18 protein-coding genes are annotated in these 15,088 nt (G+C 58.5%); 1 reads left to right on the top strand and 17 read right to left on the bottom strand.

The features are described from left to right. Positions 1-102: 102 nt before the first annotated feature. From MO767_RS15705 to MO767_RS15640, 14 genes are all read right to left on the bottom strand, one after another. Positions 103-741 carry a TetR/AcrR family transcriptional regulator gene (locus MO767_RS15705; RefSeq protein ID WP_007945721.1) on the bottom strand — a complete coding sequence of 213 codons (639 nt, stop codon included), beginning with the start codon at positions 739-741 and terminating at the stop codon, positions 103-105. 342 nt (positions 742-1,083) lie between these two features. Beyond that, the gene (locus tag MO767_RS15700) at positions 1,084-1,869 is read right to left on the bottom strand and encodes a TatD family hydrolase (protein WP_282481247.1); all 786 of its coding nucleotides are present in this window, start codon (positions 1,867-1,869) and stop codon (positions 1,084-1,086) included. Positions 1,870-1,883: 14 nt separating this feature from the next. Continuing rightward, positions 1,884-2,240 (bottom strand): PilZ domain-containing protein, encoded by a 357-nt coding sequence (locus MO767_RS15695; RefSeq protein WP_282481246.1) that lies wholly within the window; start codon positions 2,238-2,240, stop codon positions 1,884-1,886. 42 nt (positions 2,241-2,282) lie between these two features. Then, positions 2,283-3,272 (bottom strand): DNA polymerase III subunit delta', encoded by a 990-nt coding sequence (locus tag MO767_RS15690; RefSeq protein ID WP_282481245.1) that lies wholly within the window; start codon positions 3,270-3,272, stop codon positions 2,283-2,285. Next, on the bottom strand, positions 3,265-3,897 hold the full coding sequence (tmk, locus tag MO767_RS15685) for a dTMP kinase (RefSeq protein WP_282481244.1): 633 nt from the start codon (positions 3,895-3,897) through the stop codon (positions 3,265-3,267). The genes MO767_RS15690 and tmk overlap by 8 nt, the downstream gene beginning before the upstream one ends. Before the next feature lie 19 nt (positions 3,898-3,916). Beyond that, positions 3,917-5,149 carry an endolytic transglycosylase MltG gene (gene mltG / locus MO767_RS15680; protein WP_282481243.1) on the bottom strand — a complete coding sequence of 411 codons (1,233 nt, stop codon included), beginning with the start codon at positions 5,147-5,149 and terminating at the stop codon, positions 3,917-3,919. A 3-nt stretch (positions 5,150-5,152) separates the two neighbouring features. Further along, positions 5,153-5,968: an aminodeoxychorismate lyase gene (gene pabC, locus MO767_RS15675; RefSeq protein WP_282481242.1), complete on the bottom strand. Its 816-nt coding sequence runs from the start codon at positions 5,966-5,968 to the stop codon at positions 5,153-5,155. Beyond that, complete coding sequence (gene fabF, locus MO767_RS15670) at positions 5,968-7,212, bottom strand: beta-ketoacyl-ACP synthase II (protein WP_282481241.1); 1,245 nt, start codon at positions 7,210-7,212, stop codon at positions 5,968-5,970. Before fabF ends, pabC begins: the two co-directional genes overlap by 1 nt. Positions 7,213-7,321: 109 nt before the next feature. Continuing rightward, a complete protein-coding gene (acpP, locus tag MO767_RS15665) occupies positions 7,322-7,558 on the bottom strand; it encodes an acyl carrier protein (RefSeq protein WP_003442511.1) in 237 nt (78 codons plus the stop codon). A 191-nt stretch (positions 7,559-7,749) separates the two neighbouring features. Further along, positions 7,750-8,493 carry a 3-oxoacyl-ACP reductase FabG gene (gene fabG / locus MO767_RS15660; RefSeq protein WP_095132058.1) on the bottom strand — a complete coding sequence of 248 codons (744 nt, stop codon included), beginning with the start codon at positions 8,491-8,493 and terminating at the stop codon, positions 7,750-7,752. A 16-nt stretch (positions 8,494-8,509) separates the two neighbouring features. Beyond that, positions 8,510-9,448, bottom strand: a complete 939-nt coding sequence (fabD, locus tag MO767_RS15655; protein WP_129437452.1) for an ACP S-malonyltransferase — start codon at positions 9,446-9,448, stop codon at positions 8,510-8,512. 125 nt (positions 9,449-9,573) lie between these two features. After that, a complete protein-coding gene (gene plsX, locus MO767_RS15650; protein WP_134419083.1) occupies positions 9,574-10,584 on the bottom strand; it encodes a phosphate acyltransferase PlsX in 1,011 nt (336 codons plus the stop codon). A gap of 4 nt (positions 10,585-10,588) precedes the next feature. Further along, on the bottom strand, positions 10,589-10,771 hold the full coding sequence (gene rpmF, locus MO767_RS15645) for a 50S ribosomal protein L32 (protein WP_008152339.1): 183 nt from the start codon (positions 10,769-10,771) through the stop codon (positions 10,589-10,591). Between the two features lie 13 nt (positions 10,772-10,784). Next, positions 10,785-11,312, bottom strand: coding sequence for a YceD family protein (locus tag MO767_RS15640; RefSeq protein WP_004371317.1), 528 nt, complete (start codon positions 11,310-11,312; stop codon positions 10,785-10,787). A gap of 106 nt (positions 11,313-11,418) precedes the next feature. Here MO767_RS15640 and MO767_RS15635 point away from each other — a divergent pair, with 106 nt between their 5' ends. Continuing rightward, positions 11,419-11,997 (top strand): nucleoside triphosphate pyrophosphatase, encoded by a 579-nt coding sequence (locus tag MO767_RS15635; protein ID WP_134419082.1) that lies wholly within the window; start codon positions 11,419-11,421, stop codon positions 11,995-11,997. A 47-nt stretch (positions 11,998-12,044) separates the two neighbouring features. Here the strand turns inward: MO767_RS15635 and MO767_RS15630 are convergent, their stop codons facing one another. The 3 genes from MO767_RS15630 to rluC are packed head-to-tail and all read right to left on the bottom strand — an operon-like array spanning position 12,045 to position 14,670. Further along, positions 12,045-13,034 (bottom strand): S49 family peptidase, encoded by a 990-nt coding sequence (locus MO767_RS15630; RefSeq protein WP_282481240.1) that lies wholly within the window; start codon positions 13,032-13,034, stop codon positions 12,045-12,047. Positions 13,035-13,058: 24 nt separating this feature from the next. Then, positions 13,059-13,721, bottom strand: coding sequence for an HAD-IA family hydrolase (locus tag MO767_RS15625; protein ID WP_282481239.1), 663 nt, complete (start codon positions 13,719-13,721; stop codon positions 13,059-13,061). After that, the gene (gene rluC / locus MO767_RS15620) at positions 13,708-14,670 is read right to left on the bottom strand and encodes a 23S rRNA pseudouridine(955/2504/2580) synthase RluC (RefSeq protein WP_282481238.1); all 963 of its coding nucleotides are present in this window, start codon (positions 14,668-14,670) and stop codon (positions 13,708-13,710) included. Before rluC ends, MO767_RS15625 begins: the two co-directional genes overlap by 14 nt. Positions 14,671-15,088 lie beyond the last annotated feature (418 nt).

Here is a 15,088-nt window from a genome sequence, read left to right as displayed (position 1 = left end):
CTTGACTCACAAATCAAGTTTTAGCAAGTCCTATGCCTGAGTATATTCCTGCGGTACTGCACCACGTAGCGAAATAATGGCGCAATAAGGCAACTGAATGGTTCAGCTGCTAGGGGTGTCACTATCGCGCTTGCGCTTGTTGCCCATGCGCACGCCGATGTCCATCAGGAACTGGAAGAAACCTTCCTGATCTTCCAGCACATTGCTCCAGAACGGCGAGTGATACAGCGCCACGGCGCCGTGCACCAGCGCCCAGGATGCGCAGTAATGGAAGTAAGGCGGAACATCTTCGAGCTTGCCTTCGCTGATCCGGCCCTTGATCAGCAGGGTCAGGCGTTCGAAGTTCGAGGCGCGGATCTTGTGCAGCTCCTCGACCATCTCCGGCACCTGATTGCCCTTGACCACCTTCTCTTCCAGGCGATCGAACAACCGATAGCGTTGCGGGTCGCGCATGCGGAATTCGAAGTAGGCCCGGGACAGGGCTTCCTTGTCCTTGTCGACATCGGCCGAATGCAACAGCTCGTTCAAATCGCGCTCGTAATCGAGCATCAGGCGCAGATAGATCTCAGCCTTGGATTTGAAGTGCTTGTAGATCGTGCCTTTGCCAATACCGACGGCATCAGCAATCATCTCGACGGTGACACTGTCTTCACCTTGATCGAGGAACAGCTTGAGCGCGGTATCGAGAATTTCTTGCTCGCGGCGACGAAACTCACGGACCTTACGAGGTTCTTTGTGCATAAGAAAAGGTCTGTAGGGGTCAAAATTCGAAGCCGCGTATTATGCCTAACTTGCGCAAAAATGCACGGATCATCCGACCATATATGTGTTTCTTGATGAATTCCGGCAGCCCCGCAGATTGATGAGAACTCAACCGAAGCGCCCGTATTCCAAATTTGTTTAAAAACCGGCGCCGGTAAACTGGACTCGGCGCAATACTGATCAATACTTCAACTGTCGGCGAGACATCTCCCCCAAGTGTTGCGCCGATATAGGTACCAACGGACCGCGTGCCTTTGTTTTACTCCTAATGGTCTTAACCCGGATTCCCCCCCCAGAACCCGGGTTTTTTTTGCCTGCGATTTAACCTTTCACATGCGCCAGCGGAAACAGTCGCTTGAAATTCTCGGTGGTTTGCTCGGCAAACCGCTCGTAGGGCTCACCTCGCAACATCGCCAGAAACTCTGCCACTTCCCGCACATACTGCGGCAGGTTCGGCTTGCCGCGATGCGGAATCGGAGCCAGGTAAGGCGAGTCGGTTTCCACCAGCAATCGGTCAGCCGGCACTTTACTGGCTACGTCACGCAGCGCATCGGCATTGCGGAAAGTGACAATCCCGGACAAGGAAATGTAATACCCCATGTCCAGCGCCGCTTTGGCCATGTCCCAGTCTTCGGTAAAGCAATGCAGCACGCCCGCCTGGGGCAGCGCCGCTTCACGCAGGAGGTTCAACGTATCGGCGCGGGCACCACGGGTATGAATGATCACCGGTTTGCCTGTCTGCTGCGCCGCTTGCAGATGCAGGCGAAACGATTCCTGCTGCAACTCCGCGGCTTCCGGCTCGTAGTGGTAATCCAGGCCCGTTTCACCGATTGCCACCACACGCGGGTGGTTGAGCTCGCGCAACAGCCAATCCAGTGCTGGCGCGGCGCCCGGCTGCACGTCCAGCGGATGTACACCGACCGAGCAGTCGACGTCGTCGTAACGTTCGGCCAGGGCTTTGACGTCGGCGGCATTCTCGACGCTGACGCCGATACACAGAAAGTGCCCTACCCCGCGCAGACGGGCCGCATCAAGTGCAGCATCCAGAGAGCCGTCGTGGGCGGCGAGGTCGAGGCGATCAAGGTGGCAATGGGAATCTACGAGCATAAAAGGGCTACAACTTACATCGTATGAGTGGGACGGTCGGACTTCAGGGCTCCGGCCAGATGGGTTTCGATTCGACTGCGCGCGGTATTGTCGCCATCGTTGAATTGTACGCCGACCCCGGCGGCCCGGTTGCCCTGTGCACCTTTGGGGGTGATCCAGCTGACCTTGCCGGCGACCGGAATCTTCTCCGGCTCGTCCATCAGGTTCAACAGCATGAATACCTCATCGCCCAACTTGTAGCTCTTGTTGGTCGGGATAAACAGGCCACCGTTCTTGAGGAATGGCATGTAGGCCGCGTAAAGCACGGACTTGTCCTTGATCGTCAGGGACAAAATGCCGTTGCGCGGCCCCGGATTGACGGCTTCATTCATGCTGACCTCCATTGCTGATGACCAGAGTCTAGGCGCAGACGATCACTTCTGGGTAGGCAAGGATGCCCATTGCACCAGCAACGCTTCCAGCAACAACGCCGGATTGAGGTTGGCCTTGCTCATCACTTTCTGACGCTGGGCGAGGATCCAGTCCTGAATATTCAGGACCTTATCCTGAGCGGTTTTCTGCGCCAGGTATTGAATGACCTTGCGCATATCCGTCAATCCCAGGCCTTCTTCATCCCGGGTCAACTGATAGCGCAGGATCAGGCTCGACCAGTCGCAGAACCAGTCGAACAGCAACAACTGCGGAATGGTTTTCCATTCTTCGGCCAATTGCGTTGGCGATTGCTGTTGCTTGAGCAACCTCTTCACACCTTCGACCACCAGCGCTCGTTGTTCGCGTACGCCCTGGGTCTGCAACTTGACCGCGGCCAGTGGGGAACCGGCAGCCAACGTCAGCAGCTCGATACGCTCTTCTTCCGAGCTGTCCGGCAGGGCCTTGACCAGCCAGGCAAGACTCATCGCTTCACTTGGCAACGGACAGGCCTGCTTCACGCAGCGGCTCTTGATGGTCGGCAACAGACGACTGGTCTGGTGGCTGACCAACAGCAAAACGGTATCGCCGGAAGGTTCTTCAAGGCTTTTGAGCAAAGCGTTGGCGGCGTTGACGTTCATCGACTCCGCCGGTTCGATCAGCACCACTTTGCGCCCACCCATCTGCGCGGTCTGAACCACGAAGCGGACCAGATCACGAACCTGATCGACCTTGATCGCCTTATCGGCTTCTTCCGGTTCCAGAATGTAGTTGTCGGGGTGACTGCCAGCCTTGAGCAACAGACAGGATTTGCATTCGCCGCAAGCATCGTGGGCGGCGCTCGGACGCTGGCACAGCAAACTGGCCATCAAGCGCTCAGCCAGCGCGCGCTTGCCGATCCCGGCCGGGCCATGGAGCAGATAGGCGTGAGCATGTTGCTTGCGACCGGCCAACTGCTGCCAGAGACTGTCCTGCCACGGATAGGCTTCAGCCACGGGTCAACTCCAGCAGACGCGGCAGCAAGGCATCCAGCGCCTGCTGAACCTGCGCCAGCGGCTGGGCGGCATCGACCAGGACATAACGCTCAGGATCCGCTTCAGCACGCTTGAGGAAAGCACTGCGCACCGCATCAAAAAAGGTTCGGCCTTCGAGTTCGAAGCGATCCAGACGACCACGAGCACTGGCGCGGGCCAGGCCCACTTCCACCGGCAGATCGAATATCAACGTCAGGTCCGGGCGCAGATCGCCCTGGACGAAGGCTTCCAGGGTCGCGATGCGCTCCAGCGACAAGCCGCGACCGCCACCCTGATAGGCGTAGGTCGAATCGGTAAAGCGATCACACAGGACCACCGCACCGCGGGCCAGTGCCGGGCGAATCACCTCGGCCAGATGCTGGGCTCGCGCGGCGAACACCAACAGCAACTCGGTGTCGGGGTTCATGACTTCCTCAACCGGCGCCAGCAACACTTCGCGGATCCGCTCGGCCAACGGTGTGCCGCCTGGTTCGCGAGTCAGCACGACCTCGATACCTGCGGCGCGCAGGCGCTCGGCCAGGTATTCGCGATTGGTGCTCTTGCCGGCCCCTTCCGGGCCTTCCAGGGTAATAAACAAGCCAGTCACAGGCAGTCCTTAGTCAGAGTCATTGCGGGCTTTGCGGCGCGGTTGCATCCGGTTCGGGCGCGGGTGCAGCTGCAGGTTCTTGAGCGGGCTCTTGCGCCGGCTCCGGTGATGGCGACTGGTCAGGCGCTTGCGGCGGCACTTGCGGCAAAGCCTCGGGGACTGTGTCGGGCGAAGCAGCCGGAATCGGTGCCTGCTCATCCGTCGCCTCTGGCGCCGTAGCCGGCGCCGGGCTGGAGCGGTAGTCGGCACGGCGCTTGAGCTGGAACTCACGCACAGCGTTATTGTGCGCGTCCAGATCATCGGAGAACACGTGGCTGCCATCACCACGAGCAACGAAATAGAGGCTATTGCCAGCCACCGGATTCAGCGCAGCATGAATCGCTTCCCGACCGACCATGGCGATCGGGGTCGGCGGCAGGCCCGAAATCACGTAGGTGTTGTACGGCGTCGCTTCCTTGAGATGGGCGCGGGTCAATTTGCCGTTGTAGCGATCACCGAGGCCGTAGATCACGGTCGGATCAGTCTGCAGCAACATGCCCATTTCCATGCGCCGCACAAACACGCCAGCGATTTGCCCGCGCTCCTGCGGCACGCCGGTTTCCTTCTCCACCAGCGAGGCCATGATCAGCGCCTGATAGGGCTCGGTGTACGGCACATCAGCGGCGCGCTGGCTCCATTCCTTGGCAAGGACTTCATCGAGGTGGTCGTAGGCTTTTTTCAGCAGCTCGACATCGGTCATGCCGCGCACGAAGCGATAGGTGTCAGGGAAGAATCGCCCTTCCGGAAAAATCCCGGTGTGACCGAGTTTGTCCATCACCTCGCTGTCACTCAAACCGTCGAGGGTCTTTTCGAGTTTTTCATCCTTGGCCAGAGCAGCGCGGACCTGATGGAAATTCCAGCCCTCGACCAGGGTCAGGCTGTACTGAACCATTTCCCCGCGTTTCCACAGGTCAATGAGTCCTTCGACGGTCATGCCGGGCTGCATGCGGTATTCGCCCTTGTGCAACGGTTGTTTGGCGAGATTGAAGCGCCAATACACCCGCAGCCAGAAAGCGTCCTTGATGACGCCATCGGCTTCGAGTCGATAGAGGGTGCGGGTCGGTGTCGTGCCTTTGGGCACTTCCAGCAGCTCTTCCTGAGTGATGTTCAGCGGCTGTTCCAGCGCCGAATGGATTTTCCAGGCGGAAGCGCCCAGACACAGCCCAGCCAGAACCAATCCGGTTTCCAGCAGCAGCAAGAATTTACGTCTCACGTATCAAGCATCCAGTAGCGCGCAGGCAATGGTTTGGAGTTTACGGGTGAGCGGACCAACCGGCCAGCTCAGTGCGGCGTAGGCGCGCACCGGCCAAACGCCATACACGCTGTTGCAGACAAAGACTTCATCAGCCCATTGCAGCTGATCGAGGGTGATGTCGGTGATTTGCGTGGGGATCCCCAATGACTCGGCTTGAAACAATAATTCGGCACGCATCACGCCGGCAACGCCACAGCGCTTCAAATCAGCCGTGACCAGTACGCCATCGCGAATCAGGAACAGATTGCTGAACACGCCTTCAATGACGCGCCCGGCCTGATCGAGCATCAAGCCTTCAGCATGATCGGTGTCCTGCCATTCGGAGCGGGCGATGACCTGCTCAAGACGGTTCAGGTGTTTGAGCCCCGCGAGCAGTGGCTGCCTGGAAAGCCGCGTCGCACAGGGGAACAGGCGAACGCCCTGCTCCGCATGGGCAGCAGGATAAACCGCGGGTGGGTTGCCCAGCATGATGCGGCGCGCCTGAGCCGAAGGATCGGGTGCATAACCGCGCGCGCTTTCGCCACGCGTGACAATGAGCTTGAGCACACCTTCGCCCAACGCTTGGGCATAGGTCAGTAACTCTGTGCAGACAGCCGCATGATCGAGGTTAATTGCCAACCGCTGGCAACCTTTGACCAAACGCATCAGATGCCGATCCAGCAACACCGGAGCGCCGTTGCGCACAGCAATGGTCTCGAACAGACCATCACCGTAAGCCAGGCCGCGATCCTTCAGCGACAAAGCGTCAGCCGGCTGACCGTCGACCCAGCTGTCCATCAGTCAGCGAACCGGCGGAACACCAGCGAGCCGTTGGTACCGCCAAACCCGAAGGAGTTGGACAACACCACATCGATTTCCATATTGCGCGCGGTATGCGGTACGAAATCGAGGTCGCAACCTTCGTCCGGCTCATCAAGGTTGATGGTCGGCGGCGCTATCTGGCTGTTGATCGCCAGCACACTGAAGATCGCCTCGACCGCGCCCGCCGCACCCAGCAGGTGACCGGTCATGGACTTGGTCGAACTGACCGCCAGCTTGTAAGCGTGATCGCCGAACACCGACTTGATCGCACGGGCTTCGGCAAGGTCGCCCGCAGACGTCGAGGTGCCGTGGGCGTTGATGTACTGGACTTGATCGCCATTGATCTTCGCGTCGCGCAATGCATTGGTGATGCAACGTGCAGCGCCTGCACCATCCGCCGGCGGCGAAGTCATGTGGTAAGCATCGCCACTGGTGCCAAAGCCGATCAGCTCGGCATAGATCGTCGCACCACGGGCCTTGGCGTGTTCCAGTTCTTCCAGAACCAGAGCGCCGGCACCGTCGGACAACACGAAGCCATCACGGCCCTTGTCCCATGGACGGCTGGCACGGGCCGGCTCGTCGTTGCGGGTCGACAGTGCGCGGGAGGCACCGAAGCCGCCCATGCCCAGACCGCAAGCCGCCATTTCAGCGCCGCCGGCAATCATCACGTCGGCTTCGTCGTACATGATGTTGCGTGCTGCCATGCCGATGCAGTGCGTACCGGTGGTACACGCGGTGGCGATGGCGTAGTTAGGTCCCTGTGCGCCCAGATGGATGGACAGGAAACCGGAAATCATATTGATGATCGAGCCAGGCACGAAAAACGGAGAAATCCGTCGTGGGCCGGAATCATGCAGCGTGCGGCTGGTTTCTTCGATATTGGTCAGTCCGCCAATACCCGAACCCATGGCCACGCCGATGCGCTCACGGTTGGCGTCGGTGACCTCCAGACCTGAGTTACGAACGGCCTGAAAACCTGCGGCCAGCCCGTATTGAATGAACAGGTCGAGCTTGCGAGCTTCCTTGACCGACAGGTATTCCTCGACATTGAAGCCCTTTACCGAGCCGCCAAAACGGGTGGAATAGGCAGAAAGGTCGGTGTGTTCGATCAGACCAATGCCACTGCGGCCAGCCAGAATGCCCTGCCAACTGCTCGGCACATCCGTGCCCAGTGGCGACAACATACCCATACCGGTGACTACGACGCGTCTACGCGACACAGCACTCTCCTTTTTTCAAATGACGACTTTGCATCAGGCCTAAAGAAAAAACCGCACGCCGTGATGGCAGTGCGGTTTTTCCATGACAGCAAGCAACGATTACAAGCTATTAAGCCTGGTGGTTAGTAACGTAATCGATTGCGGCTTGTACAGTAGTGATCTTCTCAGCTTCTTCGTCAGGGATTTCGGTCTCGAATTCCTCTTCCAGAGCCATCACCAGCTCAACGGTGTCAAGGGAGTCGGCACCCAGGTCTTCAACGAAGGAAGCAGTGTTGACCACTTCTTCTTCTTTAACGCCCAGTTGCTCAGCAACGATTTTCTTGACGCGCTCTTCGATGGTGCTCATACCTTGTTTTCACTCCTAATGGACAAATTCAGGCAGCTGGCCGGTGGGTAAGTGTATAGAAAGACTTTTCAGTTTTTCAACTGAAAGCTTCACTCCTCAAACCCGACGACCCTCTGCCGATAAATAGATTGCAGCTTTATAACGGATTTTAGACAGCTCGTATGACATTTTTTTGAAGCGATCCGTCACATTTAACTCATGTACATCCCGCCGTTCACCGGGATTGTAGCCCCAGTAACGTAAGCCGCACCGTCGGAGGCAAGAAAAGCGACCACAGACGCGATCTCTTGAGCTTGTCCCAGACGGCCCAGCGGAATCTGCGTCTGCAAGGCTTCACGCTGTGCCTCGGGCAGTTCGCGGGTCATATCGGTGTCGATGAACCCAGGGGCCACCGAGTTTACCGTAATCGAACGCGAACCGACTTCACGCGCCAGTGAACGGCTGAAACCTTCCAGACCGGCCTTGGCGGCTGCGTAGTTTACTTGGCCTGCGTTGCCCATGGCACCCACAACCGAGCCAATACTGATAATTCGTCCCCAACGGGCTTTGGTCATACCACGCAAAACGCCCTTGGACAGGCGAAACAGACTGTTCAGGTTGGTATCGACGACGTCATGCCATTCGTCATTTTTCATGCGCATCATCAGATTATCGCGGGTGATACCGGCATTGTTGACCAGGATCGCCGGCGCACCGAACTGCGATGTAATGCTCGCCAATACTGCAGCAACGGATTCGTCGCTGGTGACATTGAGTTCCAGGCCAGTGCCTTGAATCCCGTTTTCCTTCAGGGTTGCCGCAATGCGCTCGGCACCCGAGGCAGACGTCGCGGTGCCGATAACGATGGCGCCCTGACGGCCCAATTCCAGGGCGATAGCCTGGCCGATACCGCGGCTCGCGCCAGTGACCAGTGCAACTTTACCTTGCAGACTCATGCAGGCTTCTCCTGATTCAAGCCAGCGCTGCGCGAGCGGCAGCGAAGGCGTCGGGGGTATTGAGGTTGGATGTCGACACGCCTTCGGCGCAACGCTTGTTCAGGCCCGCCAGCACTTTGCCAGGGCCGCATTCGACCAACTGGGTAGCACCTTTGGCGGCCAGTGCCTGAACCGATTCGACCCAGCGTACAGGCTTGTAAAGTTGCTCGAGCAGATCGCGCTTGAGGGTTTCCAGATCGGCCGGCACATTGGCGCTGACGTTCTGAACCACTGGAATCTGCGGCGCCTGCCAGTCGATCGCTGCTATCGACTCGGCGAAACGCTCGGCCGCCGGACGCATCAGCTCGCAATGGGACGGCACGCTGACCGGCAACGGCATGGCGCGCTTGGCACCACGGGCCTTGCAGCCTTCGATGGCGCGCTCGACCGCTGCCTTGGCACCGGCGATGACCACTTGGCCAGGGGAGTTGAAGTTGACCGCGCTGACCACTTCGCCTTGCGCCGCTTCAGCACAGGCTGCCAGCACATCAGCATCGTCCAGACCGAGAATGGCGGCCATGCCACCTTGCCCGGCCGGAACGGCTTCCTGCATCAACTGACCACGGCGCTCAACCAGCTTCACCGCGTCACCTAGGCTCAGACTGCCTGCGGCGACCAGAGCGCTGTATTCGCCCAGGCTGTGACCGGCAACATAAGCCGGACGCGCGCCACCTTCAGCCAGCCACAGACGCCACAAGGCAATCGAGGCGGTCAGAATGGCCGGCTGGGTTTTATCGGTTTGGTTGAGTTGCTCTTCCGGCCCTTGCTGGGTCAGCGCCCAAAGGTCGTAACCCAGTGCATCGGAAGCTTCTTTGAATGTTTCGAGGACAACCGGATGTTGCGCGCCCAACTCGGCCAGCATGCCGAGGGACTGCGAACCCTGTCCCGGAAAGACGAATGCGAGGGAAGCAGACATGTAACAAGCCCCTAATGATCTTGTCGTCGGAGAATTGACGTCCCGCCTGGGGGACGCAAGAAACTGACAGTTGGATGGCAAATTGAACTGAGCGGTCACATTTAAGCATTGTCCGACGAAAACGCCTAAAGCAACAAATCCTCAAGACGACCGTGAATGCGTTCCGGCAGGTTTTCCTGGATCTCGATCAAGGCGCGCTGAATCGCACTCTGGAAGCCCTGAACCCCCGCCGAACCATGGCTTTTCACCACAATTCCCTGCAACCCGAGGAAGCTAGCGCCGTTATGCCGCGCAGGCGCCAGATCAGCTTGCAGGCGCTTCATCAGCGGCAATGCCAGAGCACCGACCACTTTCGACGCAAGGTTTTTCTTGAACAAGGCTTCGATGCGCGCGGCAATCATGGTCGCCAGGCCTTCGCTGGATTTGAGCAGGATATTGCCGACAAAACCATCACACACCACCACATCCGCCTCGCCACGGTACACACCGTCACCTTCGACAAAACCGATGTAATTGATACCACGAGCACTCTGCAACAAGGTGGCCGCCAGCTTGACCTGCTGATTGCCCTTGATGTCTTCAGTACCGATGTTCAGCAGCGCCACTCGCGGACGAACAATGCCCAGGGCTTCCGCCGCCACCGACCCCATCACCGCAAACTGCAATAGATGCTCGGCGCTGCAATCGACATTGGCGCCCAGGTCGAGCAACTGGCAATAACCCTTCTGCGTCGGAATCGCCGCCACCATCGCCGGCCGATCAATGCCAGGCAAGGTCTTGAGCACAAACCGCGACAACGCCATCAGCGCACCGGTATTGCCGGCACTGACACAGGCCTGGACCTTGCCATCGCGCAGCAACTCCAGCGCCACGCGCATCGACGAGTCGGGCTTGCCGCGCAGGGCCTGTGCAGGTTTTTCGTCCATGGTGATGACTTCGGACGCCGGAGCAATCGACAGACGCGAGCGATCCATAGCCGACTGGCCAGAGAGCAATTCTTCAAGAAGGGAGGGTTGACCGACGAGGGTCAGGTGCAGCGAGGGTGCAGCAGACAGACAAGCAAGGCTGGCCTGAACAATGCTGCGGGGACCGAAGTCCCCGCCCATTGCGTCAATCGCGATGACTTGAGCAGACAAGTGATTACTCGTCAGCGCCCTTGTCGATCACTTTACGGCCACGGTATACGCCTTCTGGCGATACGTGGTGACGCAGGTGAATTTCACCGGTGGTTTTTTCTACAGACAGAGTGCTTGCCGTCAGGGCGTCGTGCGAACGACGCATGTCACGGGCAGAGCGGGATTTTTTGTTCTGCTGAACAGCCATAATTGATTAACTCCTAAACGTTTGGGTCACGCTTTAACTGCGCCAATACACTGAACGGGTTGGACCGCGTTACCTCGTCCTCGCTCGGTTCGGGCTCATCGAGACCCGCCGGCTGCTGGCATTCTTCCGGATGATGAGCAGGCACAATGGGCAAGGCGAGCAAAAGCTCCTCCTCGATCAGTGACTGCAGATCCAAAGGATCTTCGCCCAGTTCCAGCACGTCATAACCTTTCGGCAACGACTGGGTATTCGCACCCTCCTTCACCACAGCATAACTGCATTCGCTATGGATCGGCAGGGTGACCAGCTCAAGACAACGCTGGCAAACCATTTTGACTTCGGTGTCGATAAAACTGTGGATTACCACAGACTTACGTTCATCTCGTTCAAAAACGAATTTAGCCTGCACCGTACCGACAGTGTCGGAAAGCGGGTCGCAGAGTCTCTCCAAATCGGCCAGCAGCAGTTCACCTTGAAGGGTGGTGCCACGATCAGCCAATTTGCGCGGGTCAACGTGAGGTGGAATCGGGTCATTCAACATAGGCGCAGCATTATAGGGATGCCCCCAGCCATGTCAAAGGAAATTCAGCCCTGTCCGTCACTTGCAAGCCTCCGCTAGAATTCGCGCCTGTCTTCTGGAGATGCGCATGCTGCCTTTATTACTCGCTTCAAGCTCGGTTTATCGCCGGGAATTGCTGGCCCGCTTGCAGCTGCCGTTTACCTGCAGCTCGCCGGATATTGACGAAAGCCATCGTCCGGACGAGTCCGGCATCGAGTTGGTCAAGCGCCTCGCCGAGGAAAAAGCACGCGCGCTGGCCAGCAGCCACCCCGCCCACCTGATCATCGGCTCCGATCAGGTCGCCGTACTTGGCGATCGGATCATCGGCAAACCCCACACCTTCGAAAAGGCCCGCGAACAATTGCTGGCTTCGAGCGGTGCCAGCGTGACCTTCCTTACCGGCCTTGCCCTGTTCAACAGCCAGACCGGCGATTGCCAGGTCGACTGCGTGCCATTCACCGTGAACATGCGCACACTCGACACCGCACGCATCGAACGCTACCTGCGCGCCGAACAGCCCTACGACTGCGCTGGCAGCTTCAAAGCCGAAGGTTTGGGGGTGAGCCTGTTTCAAAGCACCGAAGGCCCTGACGCCACCAGCCTGATCGGCCTGCCATTGATTCGCCTGGTGGACATGTTGCTGGCCGAAGGCGTGCAAATCCCCTGAAGACAAAAAACCGGCCACGAAGGCCGGTTTCCGATGAACCAGGAGAATCAGCGCAACGAAGGCCCCTGGAAGCCCATCCACATCGCCAGATGCTCAGCCACGCTTGCACCGAGCTTTTTCGAGAAGCGATCGAACGGCGATTCCTGAACAGTGAAGTCCACCAACTCTTTCTCGCCGATCACATCACGCGCCACCGAACTGGCATTCCCCAGGCCATCGATCAGGCCCAGCGGCAACGCCTGCTCCCCGTTCCAGACCAACCCGGAGAACAACTCCGGGTGCTCCTTGTCTTTGAGGCGGTCGCCACGACCTTGCTTGACGCTGTTGATAAACTGCTGATGCGTAGTATCAAGCACGCCCTGCCAGAACTGAGTTTCTTCAGGCTTTTGCGGCTGGAACGGATCGAGGAACGATTTATGCTCGCCGGAGGTGTACGTGCGACGCTCGACACCCAGCTTCTCCATCGTCCCGACAAAGCCATAACCGGCCGCCGTCACACCAATGGAACCTACCAGGCTCGCCTTGTCGGCGTAGATCTGATCCGCCGCGCTGGCGATGTAGTAAGCACCGGAAGCACCCAAATCCGAGATCACCGCATAAAGCTTGGTGTCCGGATGCAGGCCGCGCAAGCGGCGGATTTCGTCATAGACATAGCCTGACTGCACCGGACTGCCGCCCGGACTGTTGATCCGCAGGATGACACCTTTGACCTTCTCGTCCTCGAACGCGGCACGCAGGCTGCCGACGATGTTGTCAGCGCTGGCAGGCTCCTTGTCGGCGATCATGCCGGTCACGTCGATCAGCGCGGTGTAGTTGCCACTGCGGGTGGCCGCTTTTTCCATGTCCATCAGCGGCGTGAACAGGATCAACGCGCCAAACAGGTACACAAAGGTCAGCAGCTTGAAGAAAATCCCCCAGCGACGGGACCGGCGCTGCTCGTGCACGCTGGTTAACAGGGTCTTTTCCAGCAGCTTCCAGCTTTTCTCGTCACCGCTCTCTGCGCTTGCCTTGGCGGGCGCTTTCCATTCGTCGGTCATGACATCTACCCCAGCAAAAACCTATTAAGCCCGCTGACTCAGCCAGGCATGCAATTCTGAAAAACGATCAATGGCCAGCGCCGGCTCGAATAATTTCAACGCTTCGATCGATTGCGCGCCATAGCTGACGGCCACCGAATCCATGCCGGCGTTGCGCGCCATCTGCAAATCAAAGGACGAATCGCCCACCATCAGCGCTTGCTCCGGGCGAACATCGCAGTGAGCGAGGATCTGCTCAAGCATCAGCGGATGGGGTTTGCTGGCGGTTTCGTCGGCCGCACGAGTGATATCGAAATATTCTTCCCAGCCGTGAGACTTCAGCACCCGATCCAGCCCACGACGAGCCTTGCCGGTCGCGACCGCCAAGTGATAACCCTCGGCACGAAACGCCTCCATCGACTCGACGACACCCTCGAACAACGGCGAAGGAACAGCCTCCGAGGCGATGTAGTGATCAGCATAGTGCTGACGGAAGGCTACCAATTCTTCTTCGCCGATTTCCGGATACAACGTGCGAATCGCTTCCGGCAGACCCAGACCGATGATGCCCTTGACGGCAAAGTCATCGCACAACTGAAATCCGGATCGCTCGGACGCGACATGCATCGACTCGACAATCCGACCAATGGAGTCAGCCAGAGTGCCGTCCCAATCGAAGATCAGCAGCTTGTAATCAGATGGGTGCACTCAGGCGCTCCACGGTTTTGGCCCACATCTCGTCGACCGGCGCCTGCAACTTCAGTTCACCACCATCCGGCAGTGGCACGGTCAGCATGTAGGCGTGCAGGAACAGGCGCTTTCCGCCCAGTTCCCGAATCTCTTTGCTGAAGCCTTCATCGCCGTACTTGGTGTCACCGGCAATGCAATGTCCGGCGTGCAAGGTGTGGACGCGGATCTGGTGAGTCCGGCCGGTAATCGGCTTGGCTTCGATCAGGGTGGCAAAGTCGCCAAAACGACGCAGGACCTTGAACACGGTCACGGACTCCTTGCCCTCCTCCTCGTCGACCTCAACCATACGCTCGCCGGAGCGCAGATTGCTCTTGCCGAGCGACGCTCGGACTTGCTTGATCGAGGCCGCCCAGTTGCCGCGAACCAGCGCCATGTAGCGCTTATCGACGCCATCGCCGCGCAATGCCGTATGCAAGTGACGCAGCATGCTGCGCTTCTTGGCGATCATCAGCAGGCCGGAGGTGTCTCGGTCGAGACGGTGAACCAGTTCGAGCTCCTTGCAATCGGGACGCAACTGACGAAAGGCTTCGATCACCCCGTAAGTCAAGCCGCTGCCACCGTGGACCGCGATGCCGCAAGGCTTGTTGATCACGATCAACGCCTTGTCCTCGAACACAATCGAGGCTTCGAGGCGCTGGAGCAGGCCTTGTGCCAGCGGCACGGGCTCGTCGCGCTCAGGCACGCGAACCGGCGGCACGCGCACGATATCGCCCGCCTGCAGCTTGTATTCGGGCTTGATCCGACCTTTGTTCACTCGCACTTCGCCTTTGCGCAAAATGCGGTAAATCAAAGTCTTGGGCACGCCTTTGAGCCGAGCGAGAAGGAAGTTATCAATACGTTGGCCGGCATATTCCGGCGAGACCTCCAGCAGTTGTACGGCTGGGGTCGAAGGGGCAGTAGTCGTCATGGCGCGGATGATAACAATTTTTTATGGAATTGAAGCACTTAATCATTGCTGCTATAGTCGCGAACGCCGCCAAAAGTGGCCTGGACAGCGGACTAACGGTCAAAAACCGGCCCTGACCAACGCAATTCACGAGGACGAGAGGCCGTCCTACGGGGCTTTCGCTACGAAACGGTAGAGTTTGCAGTTGTAACGAGCGCAGGTGACATGAGGCCTGAAGCATGCCGCAAAGCAGAGTTTTCACTCGCCTTGCGAGCAAATATTCACGGCCAGTTCACAAAGTGCAGTCAGCTACGAACAACCCCGAGCGAACGCTTCGGAAACAACGCCTAAATTAGCCATGATGCGTGACCTCCCCTTTCGGAGCTCACGGTAAATGCCAACCCGCTGCGGATTCTGCGCGCGGCAGCACCCGAATTAT

Source organism: Pseudomonas sp. UYIF39, from assembly GCF_029963765.1.
Lineage (GTDB): Bacteria > Pseudomonadota > Gammaproteobacteria > Pseudomonadales > Pseudomonadaceae > Aquipseudomonas.
The sequence above is the reverse complement of the archived record's forward strand: the minus strand, read 5'-3'. Positions and strand labels throughout refer to the sequence as shown.